At 61.4% G+C, this 259-nt stretch carries 1 pseudogene; it reads left to right on the top strand.

The window, feature by feature from the left end:
* Window positions 1-259 (top strand): annotated as a pseudogene (locus GHO32_RS26605) (hypothetical protein); the annotation flags it as partial.

Raw genomic sequence — 259 nt, 5'->3', positions numbered from 1 at the left:
GAGCAGCAACAGCGCACGCTCAACGCCCAATACGACTGCGGCCAAAACATCTACGGCTGGGACGGCGACACCCTCGCCTATGAAACGCGCTACAGCGACAACGCCGCCAAACGACGCCTGATCCACTACTTCTACGAACCGGGCAGCTTCATCCCCGTCGCCCAAACCGTCGAAAACCGCAACCTGTCGCTAGTGCGCGAGCCAAGCCATGAAAACGGCTACCACATCGACCGCGACCCGCTGTGGCAACACCAACCCG

The sequence above is a fragment of the Pseudomonas sp. FSL R10-2189 genome (assembly GCF_009600325.1).
Classification (GTDB): domain Bacteria; phylum Pseudomonadota; class Gammaproteobacteria; order Pseudomonadales; family Pseudomonadaceae; genus Aquipseudomonas; species Aquipseudomonas helleri.
This window is presented reverse-complemented; position numbering and strand designations above follow the sequence as displayed.